This is a genomic window from Aminobacterium colombiense DSM 12261 (assembly GCF_000025885.1).
Taxonomy (GTDB): domain Bacteria; phylum Synergistota; class Synergistia; order Synergistales; family Aminobacteriaceae; genus Aminobacterium; species Aminobacterium colombiense.
In genome coordinates, this window is the sequence record NC_014011.1 from 1,760,789 (window position 1) to 1,772,497 (window position 11,709).

10 protein-coding genes are annotated in these 11,709 nt (G+C 41.8%); 9 read left to right on the forward strand and 1 reads right to left on the reverse strand.

What is annotated here, in order from left to right; all coding sequences use genetic code 11:
* Positions 1-4 precede the first annotated feature (4 nt).
* Complete coding sequence (locus tag AMICO_RS08725; protein ID WP_013049091.1) at positions 5-2,266, reverse strand: SLBB domain-containing protein; 2,262 nt, start codon at positions 2,264-2,266, stop codon at positions 5-7.
* A 434-nt stretch (positions 2,267-2,700) separates the two neighbouring features.
* Between AMICO_RS08725 and AMICO_RS08730 the strand changes: the two genes are divergently transcribed.
* The 9 genes from AMICO_RS08730 to AMICO_RS09990 are packed head-to-tail and all read left to right on the forward strand — an operon-like array spanning position 2,701 to position 11,702.
* Positions 2,701-3,021 carry an NAD-dependent epimerase/dehydratase family protein gene (locus AMICO_RS08730; RefSeq protein WP_041459386.1) on the forward strand — a complete coding sequence of 107 codons (321 nt, stop codon included), beginning with the start codon at positions 2,701-2,703 and terminating at the stop codon, positions 3,019-3,021.
* Positions 3,022-3,030: 9 nt separating this feature from the next.
* On the forward strand, positions 3,031-4,890 hold the full coding sequence (locus tag AMICO_RS08735) for a polysaccharide biosynthesis protein (protein ID WP_013049092.1): 1,860 nt from the start codon (positions 3,031-3,033) through the stop codon (positions 4,888-4,890).
* Entirely contained in the window at positions 4,877-6,007 is a 1,131-nt protein-coding gene (locus AMICO_RS08740) for a DegT/DnrJ/EryC1/StrS family aminotransferase (protein WP_013049093.1), read from the forward strand. The genes AMICO_RS08735 and AMICO_RS08740 overlap by 14 nt, the downstream gene beginning before the upstream one ends.
* Positions 5,995-6,672, forward strand: coding sequence for a sugar transferase (locus tag AMICO_RS08745; RefSeq protein WP_274531979.1), 678 nt, complete (start codon positions 5,995-5,997; stop codon positions 6,670-6,672). The genes AMICO_RS08740 and AMICO_RS08745 overlap by 13 nt, the downstream gene beginning before the upstream one ends.
* Positions 6,665-7,276: an acetyltransferase gene (locus AMICO_RS08750; RefSeq protein ID WP_013049095.1), complete on the forward strand. Its 612-nt coding sequence runs from the start codon at positions 6,665-6,667 to the stop codon at positions 7,274-7,276. Before AMICO_RS08745 ends, AMICO_RS08750 begins: the two co-directional genes overlap by 8 nt.
* Positions 7,277-7,282: 6 nt before the next feature.
* Positions 7,283-8,530 carry a glycosyltransferase family 4 protein gene (locus tag AMICO_RS08755; RefSeq protein ID WP_013049096.1) on the forward strand — a complete coding sequence of 416 codons (1,248 nt, stop codon included), beginning with the start codon at positions 7,283-7,285 and terminating at the stop codon, positions 8,528-8,530.
* The gene (wecB, locus tag AMICO_RS08760; protein ID WP_244392408.1) at positions 8,479-9,660 is read left to right on the forward strand and encodes a non-hydrolyzing UDP-N-acetylglucosamine 2-epimerase; all 1,182 of its coding nucleotides are present in this window, start codon (positions 8,479-8,481) and stop codon (positions 9,658-9,660) included. Before AMICO_RS08755 ends, wecB begins: the two co-directional genes overlap by 52 nt.
* Positions 9,661-9,675: 15 nt before the next feature.
* A complete protein-coding gene (locus tag AMICO_RS08765) occupies positions 9,676-10,791 on the forward strand; it encodes a glycosyltransferase family 4 protein (RefSeq protein WP_013049098.1) in 1,116 nt (371 codons plus the stop codon).
* A gap of 29 nt (positions 10,792-10,820) precedes the next feature.
* Complete coding sequence (locus AMICO_RS09990; RefSeq protein ID WP_013049099.1) at positions 10,821-11,702, forward strand: UDP-glucose 4-epimerase; 882 nt, start codon at positions 10,821-10,823, stop codon at positions 11,700-11,702.
* The last annotated feature ends 7 nt before the right edge of the window (positions 11,703-11,709 follow it).

An 11,709-nucleotide genomic window follows, 5' to 3' on the forward strand; every position in this document is an offset into this window, starting at 1 on the left:
TTCATTATTTTGTAATGTTATGTATGCTCGCTGCTGTTACCGCTACTTTATAGAGCATATCCACATAATCCCGGGTCTGACGCATTCCCCGGTAGCTGGCCATCTTCTGCGGCACCACAATAGCGTCTCCCGGCTCAATGAGGTTCCAGTCATCCCCTTTGTTGAACTCCTTCACCCAGGGTGTAACCTCCCGAGCTGAAGGCTTCACACGCATGGCCGTACCATCCGCTTTAAGAACATAGATCCTGGCTGGGCTCGCCTCGCTGGTATAACCCCCTGCCATCAGTACATAATCCTTAAAAGAAAGTCTTTTATCATAAATAAAGGCCGAAGGGTTGAGAACAGATCCTATTACCTGAACAGTAGACGGGTTCGCCGGAACGTAGAGGGCATCCCCTTCTTCCAGTACAAGATCATAGGCTGTTCCCTTCAACACCCCTGGCTCTGCGACCAACGTGGCAATACGGCCAGTGGCCTGGATTTCTTTCATCTTTTGCAGCAGATGCCGTTTCTGCTCTGCCTCAGACTGAAGAATTTTTGCCTCTTCTGATGTGAGAGCCGATGACATTTCGTTGGTATTCACGGCTAGAAGCTCTCGTTCCATCCGCTTTGCCATTTCATCAACCTGCCGTTGCTGGGCGGCTTTCACGCTCGCTCTTGTAAAAATTGCACCACGTGGGTAAGCCCTGTCGGTAAAACCCCCTGCCCGTGTTAAAAGGGAAGAAAGAGTTTCTTCCTCCTGAATGGGATAAACACCTGGGTATTTAACCTCCCCATAGATTTCTACTCTTTTATAAAGTTTCCAATTAGGGATGGCCCTTACTGAAATAAAGTCATTCATCTGCACAATTATGTTTTCTGAGGGGTCTCCCGCCAGAACCCTTTTAGCATTCACACGCAACTGATGTGTCTTCGGCCCCTGAGGAGTCGCCTCAACCCGGGTAATCTCGACATCATCTGCTGCGTAATAGAGAAGCCCGCCGGCCCAATCGAGAACATCTTTCAATTTGGTTACATTAGGCTCAATAGAGAAAATACCAGGCTTCGCCACAGGCCCGGCAACTTTTACCGTACACTGCCGCTCAATAACAGAAAAAATACGCAAGAAGTCGCCATCATTAAGCATGGTAGATCCTATGGAGTTTTTTGAAAGGCGCTTTAAATCCCCTTCAAAAATCGTTCTGTATTCCTGATCCACAACCCTCATCATTTGTACACGGCCTTTATACCCTGTAGCAGTCATACCGCCGGCCATAGCGATAAGGCCTTCCACATTCAGAGGATTTTTAAGTTCGTAGATAGCCGGCCGCCTCACATTTCCCACAATGGCCGCCTGAGGCCCTACCACAGGAATAAACACCACATCTTCCGGCATCATCCTGATATCTTTTGTTTTATCGCCCTTCATGAGCAGATCGTACATATCAAAGGTTGCAACAATCTTGTCGTTCCGTTTTACTGTTATGTTACGCATTGAGCCGTTGCTGTCGGGCCCTCCAGCCTGGAGAAGCACGTTTACAAGGGTCGCAAGTGAAGAGACTGTATAGGCTCCGGGCCTTTTCGCATTTCCCACCACATACACCTTGATGCTTTTCAGCGCGCCGAGGGTCACATTCATTTCGTAATTGGAGTAGTACTTTGAAAACTCCTGATGAAGAGCATAGCGAAGCTCTTCGAAGGTCATTCCCGCCACTCCTATTACGCCAACTCTGGGAATAGTAATGGCTCCCTGGCGATCCACTGTTTCAACCCAGCTTCCTTCCACCATGCCCCAGACATTGATTCTAATCTCATCACCAGGCCCAATCACATAATCCGGACGAACAGGAACAGTATCTCCCGGAGCAAAAGTAGATGGAGGATTTCTAAAAAAACCGGCTCCATATCGCTGAATGCGAGTCAGGCGCTCTTCTGGCAAACTTCCTGTAATAAAACGCTGGAACTCATCTATATTGGAAGCAGGGTCTCCTGTGTCTATTGTTTCTTCTGTGTAATGTGCTGAATCATTCCCAGTCTCATGGGAAGAGGAAGGGGAGATGGAGTTCTCGGGCTGCGAAGGAAAGATGTCAGGAATATCAGGAGCGCTGCCACCTGGAAGAACAATGGGCGCGTGTATTTGTCCCCCTTCCTGAACATCCGGAACGTTTGGCAGGGCAATGCCGCCACTTCCACCCACTCCATCTAAAACCGCCGTCTGGGCCATGGCAAAGGGCGCAAAGAAAAAGATAAAAACAAAGCAACACAATAGAATTCCCCACTTGCGCACAACAAAAACCTCCTCGAAAGATACACTAAAAATGTCCCGCTTCTTTTTAATTTTATTATATGATACTATTTTGAAATCTGCAAAACAACAACAATGAGGAAAAGTCTGTTAAACACACGGACTGGGCCAATGAACGTCTACATAAAGCAACAATCAACTATTCCATCATATACAAAAAATGAACAGAAAGCCCCGGCTTGTTTCAATTAACGAAACATGTTGTTCGTTTTATATTACAGTGTGAGCAATTAATTTGCTAGTGCAATTTAAACTTTTATAAACAAAATAGGTTTTGCCAGCCAATTACGCTGAAACCTCAATTTTAAAATCCGCATTTGTTTTTTGAGGAATGACAATGCATAATAAGATGCAAACCTTGAAAAGAAGAAAGGAGACACTGCAATACGTGCTCTTTCTGAAAGGACTAACACTTCATGAATGTCTATAAAAACTACTTTCACCAAATACAAAAAATTTTCACCCCACTCTCAAACGTCTTTGGCCCAAGGCAAGATCCTCACGGCGCTTATGCCGCCGTCATCCCGGCATGGATAACAGCCCTTCTAAAGCAACAGCCGGCTTTTATATATGGAGACAGCGACAACACTCGAGACTTCTGCTATATTGATAATGTTGTTCAGGTCAATTTGCTTGTAGCCACAACAGAAAACACACAAGTTTTTGGTAAATACTTTAACAATGCAGGCAGAAACCGCCTCTCGCTGAACGAACCGTACAATGGCTTTCTAAATTAGGTGACACTCATGACTAAAAGCAAACAGATGCTTCTTATAAAATTAGGTATCGACATTTTGCTCGGCGCACTTGCGGCCTATTGCGCTTTCGCTCTTCGCATTGGCTTGCCTCTTGGCAAATACGCCCCCCGTGCCTTTACCTACACATATATAAGTGTTTTTATCAAAGTGGCCCTCAATTATTACTTCAACCTCCACCGTCAGTCATGGCGCACAGTAGGCACCAGGGATGCCCTTGCCCTCGCTAAATCTACTGTTATTTTCGCCTTAATCGCCTCTTCCATCGCCTTTATGCTGGGACACAACTACAATATCCCTCGCAGCATTCCCCTTATCGACGCTCTTGTCTACGCCGTCTTTATGGGATCAAGCCGATTCGCCAGCAGAATAATCTTTGAAGAAATTGTTGGCCGCAAAACAGGCATAAACAAAAAAAGAACCCTGATCGTAGGGGCTGGCGATGCCGGAACCATGATCGCCCGTGAAATATTCCGCCATCCTGAGTCTGGGCTGGTTCCTGTTGGATTTCTCGACGATGACCCTTCGAAAAAAGAAACCCGCTTTTTAGGCCTCGATGTATTTGGCCCCATTGGCGACCTGAGACAAGTGGTTCGAGGACACAGTATTGAAGAAGTTATCATAGCCATGCCTTCTGCCCCTGGAACCACCGTAAGGCGCATTGTTGAACTTGCGAAGAAAGCCAAAGTACAATACCGCATTATTCCCGGCATCTATGAAGTAATCAGCGGAAAAGTTTCAATATCACTGCTTCGCCCTGTAGACGTGGAAGACCTGCTTCGCCGCGAACCCGTGAGGCTTGATATCGACTCAATAGCCGGCTACCTCTCTAGCAAAGTAGTTCTTGTAACGGGGGCCGGCGGATCCATCGGCTCTGAGATATGCAGGCAAATATGTCATTTTTCACCTAAGCTTCTCATCCTCCTCGGTCGAGGAGAAAACAGCCTCTTTAACATTGAAAGGGAGATGAAAGCAAATTATTCTCATATTCCCTATGTTACGATGGTAGCAGACGTGCGAAACATCCATAAAATCGAGCATATTTTTGAACAATACAGGCCTGAAGTTGTGTTCCACGCGGCGGCTCATAAACATGTGCCCATGATGGAAACCAACCCTGACGAAGCCATTTTAAACAACATTGGAGGCACACAAAACCTTGTAAAAAATGCCTTGCGCTTTAACACCAGTTACTTCGTCAACATATCCACAGACAAGGCGGTAAACCCCACATCTATTATGGGAGCCTCTAAGCGGGTGGCCGAAATGGTGGTGCGAAAAGCTGCCATAGAAGCCAAAGAAGGGCAACACTTTATATCTGTACGTTTCGGTAACGTTCTTGGTTCTCGCGGCAGCGTTGTTCCCATCTTCAGAGAGCAGATCAGAAAGGGTGGCCCTATAACAATCACCCACCCTGAAATGACACGATATTTTATGACAATACCCGAAGCGGCACAGCTTGTTTTACAAGCGGGAGGAATGAACAAAAACGGACAGGTTTTCGTTCTCGATATGGGCGAACCTGTTAAAATCGTTGATTTAGCTAAAGACATTATTCGCCTTTCAGGATTTGAACCTGAAGAAATCGAAATTGTCTATACTGGCGTACGCCCTGGTGAAAAGTTGTATGAAGAGCTTCTTACAGCGGAAGAAGGCACAACAGCAACTCATCATAAAAAAATATATGAGGCAAAAAGCAATGATTTGCCAGCGGACCTGGATGCAAAACTTGCCGGCCTTTTTGAAACCGCAGCCAGCGGCAACAATGAAGACATATGCAAAAGGCTATTTGAAGTTGTACCCCAATTCAAGTCTAAAGAAATAGAAGGTGCTGTTCATGAACAAATATGAGAATAAGAACAGGATTTATCTCTCATCCCCTCATATGAGCGAAGAAGGGTATGAGATGCAGTATATACAAGAAGCCTTTGACACCAACTGGATTGCTCCTCTTGGGAAAAACGTAAATGAATTCGAAAAAGACTTCGCTTCAAGGGTCGGCGCAAAACATGCTGCGGCACTGACTTCTGGAACAGGTGCCATTCATATGGCCCTTAAAGCAGCGGGAGTCGGCAAAGGGGATATTGTCTTCTGCCAAAGCCTTACTTTCTCTGCCACAGCCAACCCCATTATTTATCAGAACGCCATACCGGTTTTTATAGATAGCGACTATGAAACATGGAATATGAACCCTAAATTACTGGAAGAAGCCTTTGAAAAGTACCCTCAAGTTAAGGCCGTTCTGGTTGTACATCTTTATGGGCTATCGACAGATATGGATAAGATCATGGATATTTGCAATAAACACAACGTCACCGTTATTGAAGACGCAGCAGAGTCGCTGGGCACCTATTACAAAGGAAAACATACCGGCACCTTTGGCGAGTATGGAATATTCAGCTTTAACGGCAACAAAATCATCACCACATCAGGCGGCGGAATGCTCGTTTCTGATAACGAAGAGAGAATTGAAAAGGTACGCTTCTGGGCAACTCAGGCCAGAGATAAGGCGAGGCACTACCAGCATAGCGAACTAGGCTTTAATTACCGCATGAGCAATGTAGTTGCCGGCATTGGCCGAGGCCAGCTAAAAGTTCTTGATCAGAGGCTTGCCAAAAAGAAATACATCTTCGAGTTTTATAAGAGAGAGCTGGGCAATTTAGACGGAGTACAGTTCATGCCCATAAATAAGTGGAACGAACCAAATTGCTGGCTATCATGCCTGACCTCAAAAAGAAAGGTAAGCCCTATTGATATAATGGAAGCTCTTGAAAAAGAAAACATTGAATCAAGACCGGTATGGAAACCAATGCACATGCAGCCCTTCTTTGCAGAATATGATTACATAGGAACAGACGTATCTGAGAAGTTGTTTCAGAATGGCATTTGCCTTCCCTCTGACACTAAAATGACAGATGAGGATTTGGGAAGGATTGTAGAGATTATTAAAAAGCTATGGAGAGGATAATGGAAACACCTAAGAGTGGAATTTACAGAAGGTTTTTCAAAAGACCTATGGACTTCTTTTTATCATTGACAGCTTTGATAATACTGAGTCCGGTTCTCGTAATAATCGGACTACTGGTCAGAATAAAACTTGGCAGCCCTGTAATTTTTAAACAGGAAAGGCCAGGCCTCAACGAAAAGATCTTTACTATGTACAAGTTTAGAACCATGACTGATGAAAAAGATGAGAACGGGAAGTTGTTGCCTGATAGTACCAGGCTCACAACCTTTGGAAGAATTCTTAGATCAACGAGCTTAGACGAGTTGCCGGAACTGTTTAATGTTCTTAAAGGCGATATGAGCCTTGTGGGGCCAAGGCCCCTTTTACCTGAATATGTTCCTCTTTACAACAAGCAACAACGAAAACGTCTTAGCGTACTTCCCGGAATTACAGGCTGGGCCCAAGTAAATGGCAGAAATGCTTTGACATGGGAAGAAAAATTTAAATTAGACACATGGTACGTAGAAAACTGGAATCTCATACTCGATTTGAAGATCATTGCAAAAACAATCCAGGCCATAATAAAACGGGAAGGAATATCGGCACAGGGAGAAGCTACAATGCCACGTTTTACCGGGAGTGTTCTTACAGAAATAAGCAAGCAAGGGAAAGATTATTATGAATGAAGTAAGTATTATAGGTGCAGGCGGGCATGCAAAGGTTGTCATTAGCACTTTACAAGCATGTGGATGCGCGATAAATGCGATTTACGACGACAACCCAACCTTATGGAACTCTTCCATCTGGAATATTCCTATTGTTGGGGGAACACACCTTCTCGCTAACGAAGAAACTTATGCAATAATAGCTATTGGAGACAACAAAACTCGTCAAAAAATAGCCTCATGCTTGCCTCATGTCAAATGGGTTACAGCCATACATCCTTTTTCCATGGTTCACTCTTCTGTTTCTATAGGAGAGGGAAGCGTCGTTTTCGCAGGAGCCGTGATACAACCTGACACCATCATCGGCAAACACGTCATAGTAAATACCAGTGCGTCAATAGATCATGACTGCCGCATTGGGAATTTTGTACATATTGCCCCTGGCTGCCACTTAGCCGGAAATGTGCAGGTAAAAGAAGGGGCTTTACTTGGAGTTGGTACTACTGTTATTCCGAATGTAACTATAAACCAATGGGCTATTGCAGGAGCTGGCAGTAATGTTATTACTTCGTTAGAAAACAATAAGATTTATATAGGAAATCCTGCAAAAAGAATGAAAAGGTGAGTATAAGTGAAGCTTTGGTGGATAAACCAACATGCCCGCCCCCCTATCTTCGCAGGAGGGACGAGACATTTTAATTTAGCAAAAAAGCTTTGTGTTTTAGAAAATAACGTAATGATCGTTAATGGAACTTTTGATCACTTGGGAGACACTGTTCTTCCAGAAGAAAGAAACAGTGAAAATCCTATTTCCCACACATATGAGGGCGTGTCATTTTTATCCATCAATTTACCTTCGTACAGTGGGAATGCTTCGTTGGGACGAATAAGAAATATGTACTCGTTTTATCTTAAAACAACGAAAGTCCTATCTCCCAACAAGACTAAATACGAACACCCAGACATTATCATAGGCTCGACAGTTCACCCGTGGGCAGCTTATGCCGGCTATAAGCTATCGCAAATGTACAAAGTACCATTTATATATGAGGTTAGGGACCTATGGCCTTTGACCTTGATAGAACTCGGTAGAATTAAAAAATGGAATCCACTGGTGTTATATTTCGATAGAATAGACAAACTTCTCTCTAAAGAAGCCACCCTTGTTATAACAACAGCTCCTCTTATGAAAAAATATTACATTGATCGGTGGGGGCTTCCAGAAAGTAAATTTTTATGGGTCACGAATGGGACTAACATAGATATTAATTCAACTAATGATTCAGGAGAAACAATTCTGCCTGAAAATAAAAAAGAGGCCCGCCCACCCTTCCGCATTGTTTATACGGGAGCATTAGGGCAAGCAAATGGGCTAGATGAAATCTTACGGGTCATTCAAGCAAGTAAAGAAAAACTTAAAAACTTTGAATTCCATTTTTGGGGAAATGGCCCCCTTAAAGAATCATTATCCAGTTATATTGAGCAGAATGGATTACCCTGTTTTATACACAATCCAGTACCCAAGGCGCAAATATGGTCCGTTCTTAACCAAGCAGACGCATTGTTATTTAATCTAGTTTCTTCCTCTGTAACATTATTTCAATATGGAATTAGCCCAAATAAGTTGGCGGACTATCATGCCGCTGGCAAACCCATAATTTCAATCGGACAATATGCACAAAACCCTGTTATTGAATCTGGGGCAGGTTTTGCTGTTTCATCAGCACGAGAATTGCCTGTAGCCTTACTAAAATTTCAAGAATTGAGTCCCGAAAAAAAGATTAAAATGGGAGAAAAAGGTCAGAAGTATGCGGAGGAGCATTATAATTGGGGAAAGTTAGCAAAAAAACTTGCTATAGAACTCAAAAAACTAGTATAGTATTGACTTTTAAACACAAAATTAGGAGCATAAAATTAATGGAAAATACAATTATTTCCCTCGTTGGGGCCCGTCCCCAATTTATAAAAGAAGCAGTTATCGCGTCTGAAGTTCATAAAACCAATGCCTGGAATCATATACTAGTACATTCCGGTCAACATTATGATGTAAATATGTCTGATCTCTTTTTTGAGGAACTTCAAATCCCAACCCCTAAATATTTTTTAGAGGTTGGGTCTTCCAGTCATGGAAAGCAAACAGCGGCAGTGCTCGAAAAGTTTGAAGACATTCTTCTTCAAGAAAAACCCGATCTCGTTCTTGTATATGGAGATACAAATACCACTGTTGCTGGAGCGTTAGCAGCTGCAAAACTTAACATTCCCGTAGCTCATATTGAAGCAGGTATGCGCCAATATCCTAAAAATATGCCAGAAGAGGTCAATCGCGTAGTAACAGATCACTTATCATCTCTCCTCTTTTGTTGCTCTGAACTTTCTTATCAAAATCTCCAGCGAGAAAATATAACAAGCGGTGTTTATATTGCAGGAGACGTAATGTATGACCTTTTTCTTCGAATGAAACCACGTTTCCTAAAAGATAAAATGTTACAAAATCTCACTCTTCATGAAGGTGAGTATATACTTGTTACACTTCATCGAGACTTTAATGTGGATAATAAAGAATCCCTTCTTCCTATTCTCGAAGGGCTAAATGATTATGCAAAAATGACAGGGCTATCTATTGTCTTTCCCATGCACCCCAGAACTCGAAAGCGCATAGAGGAATTTGACCTTGCTACTTATCTTGATTCTATGAACATCGTAGAGCCAGTGGGTTATTTAGAACTCATGGGCCTTCTTGAAGGATGTTCAAACGTTGTTACGGACAGTGGAGGCCTACAAAAAGAAGCATACTACGCAAAAAAGCAAGCAGCTGTAATTATGCCCGATACAGGATGGAAGGAAATCATAGAATCTGGTTGGAATCAACTTGTACCAGGAAACGCAGCAAAAGAACTTTTGCCTCGTATCTTAGAAAATAAATTTATAGCATATCCTGTCAATCTCTACGGAGATGGAAATGCAGCAAAAGCTATTGTGAAAAATATTATGACATACTTGAATAAATGAGGTCCTTTAAAAACTATGGGAAAAAGAATTTGTCATATTACAACTGTACATTCCGCAAATGATATTCGAATATTCGCAAAAGAATGCCAATCATTGAGCCAGTCAGGCTATGAAGTATTTTTGGTTGCGCCAGAAACGCCTATGTCTTTAACAGATATCTCTGTGAAGGTAAAATTCATACACAAAGAACACGGTCGTTTTCTTCGTTTGATACGTGGCCAATGGCATGCCTTAAAAGAAGCAGTTAAACTAAAAGCTTCACTCTATCATTTTCATGACCCTGAACTTATTCTCATGGGGCTTATACTTAAATTTATAGGCAAAAAGGTAGTATATGACGTGCATGAAGACCTTCCTCGTCAAATACGCACTAAAGAATGGTTACCAAGTTGGAGTCGAAAGGGTATTGCATTCGCAGCAGAATTTGTTGAATGGATAGGAGCAAAATTTTTTGATGGCATTGTAATCGTTGCTCCCGTGCAGCAACATAGATTCCCTTCTCATAAAACTATTATGGTACAAAACTTTCCTATTCGTGAAGAGTTTTTAGAATTGGACTTAAAAAATTACTCAAACCGTCCTCCATATTTTGCTTACATTGGGGGGATAACAGTAATTCGTGGGATTAAAGAAATGGTAAAATCTTTAGAATACATGGCGAATTCTCAAGTAAACCTTATTCTTGCAGGAAAATTTAGCACTGAAAAATTATCTAGAGAAATTAAACTTCTCCATGGATGGAACAAAGTTCAATATGAAGGTTTTGTTGGTAGAAAAGAAGTTGTCGAAATATTAAAAAAAGCAAAAGCTGGGCTTGTACTTTTTCATCCGGTACCCAATCATATTGGGGCTCAACCTAATAAGTTTTTCGAATATATGTCTGCAGGAATTCCTATAATAGCATCAGACTTCCCTTTATGGAGGCAAATTGTAGAGGAAGCCAAGTGTGGCCTCCTCGTTGATCCTCTTAGTCCTGAAAAGATAGCAAAAGCAATGCAGTGGGTATTAGATCATCCAGAAGAAGCTCAAAAAATGGGAAGAAACGGTTTAAAAGCAATAGAAACAAAGTATAATTGGGACAATGAATGCAAAAAACTTATTATCTTCTATAAAAAGCTGTTTCAAAAGTAACGCACAAGAATAGCAAAAGAGGGGTCTAAATGGAAATAAAAAAACTAATAACTAAATATACAGGATATGATTCTTTTAAAAATAAGATAGAACACACTGGATTAATGGATGCCATTTATTCTAATACTGTAAGTTTTCTCTCTGATCCTAAATTTGCTTCTAAATTAGCTCAAAATTCTAATATCGTTGCTATTTTAGTCAATCCAGAAGATGCACAAAAAATAGATGTTGAAATAGAAAAAATTATTATAGAGAAACCTAAAAGTATTTTTTTCGATATCCATAATGAATTTTGTAAATTAAATATATCACGTCAGGTAACTAAAATAGATCCCGATGCGAACATAGCTTCATCAGCTTATGTTTCTCCTTATAATGTAAGCATAGAATCAGGAGTAATCATACATCCCCAAGCCGCCATATTAGATGGCGTGTCCATACAAAAAGGTACAATAATAGGGCCCGGAACAATTATTGGAACTCATGGTTTTCATTGTTATGATGATATCAATGGAAACAAAAAGAAAGTTTACCATGACGGGAAAGTCATTATAGGAGAAAATGTAGAGATCGGGTCTAATGTGTCAATAGATAAGGGACTGATGGGACGTGATACTATCATCGGTGATCATACTAAAATAGACAACTTAGTACACATAGCTCATAGAGTTCATATCGGATGCTCTTGTCTAGTAGCAGCAGGAGCTATCATATCTGGTTCTGTAACGACAGGAAACGACATCTGGATAGGTCCTGGGGCTACCCTTTCTAACAGAATTACGCTAGGAAACAACGCCCAAGTATTAATCGGATCAGTAGTAGTAAGAAATGTGAAGGATAACGAAAGAGTTTCAGGAAATTTCGCGATGGACCATTTTAAACGGATGTTAAGAACTCGCTCTAATATATAAATAAACA

Excerpts from the sequence above, each read along its gene's own strand:
- AMICO_RS08730 (WP_041459386.1), top strand. The coding sequence starts at position 2,701 with ATGAATGTCTATAAAAACTACTTTCACCAAATACAAAAAATTTTCACC.
- AMICO_RS08735 (WP_013049092.1), top strand. The coding sequence starts at position 3,031 with ATGACTAAAAGCAAACAGATGCTTCTTATAAAATTAGGTATCGACATT.
- AMICO_RS08740 (WP_013049093.1), top strand. The coding sequence starts at position 4,877 with ATGAACAAATATGAGAATAAGAACAGGATTTATCTCTCATCCCCTCAT.
- AMICO_RS08745 (WP_274531979.1), top strand. The coding sequence starts at position 5,995 with ATGGAGAGGATAATGGAAACACCTAAGAGTGGAATTTACAGAAGGTTT.
- AMICO_RS08750 (WP_013049095.1), top strand. The coding sequence starts at position 6,665 with ATGAATGAAGTAAGTATTATAGGTGCAGGCGGGCATGCAAAGGTTGTC.
- AMICO_RS08765 (WP_013049098.1), top strand. The coding sequence starts at position 9,676 with ATGGGAAAAAGAATTTGTCATATTACAACTGTACATTCCGCAAATGAT.
- AMICO_RS09990 (WP_013049099.1), top strand. The coding sequence starts at position 10,821 with ATGGAAATAAAAAAACTAATAACTAAATATACAGGATATGATTCTTTT.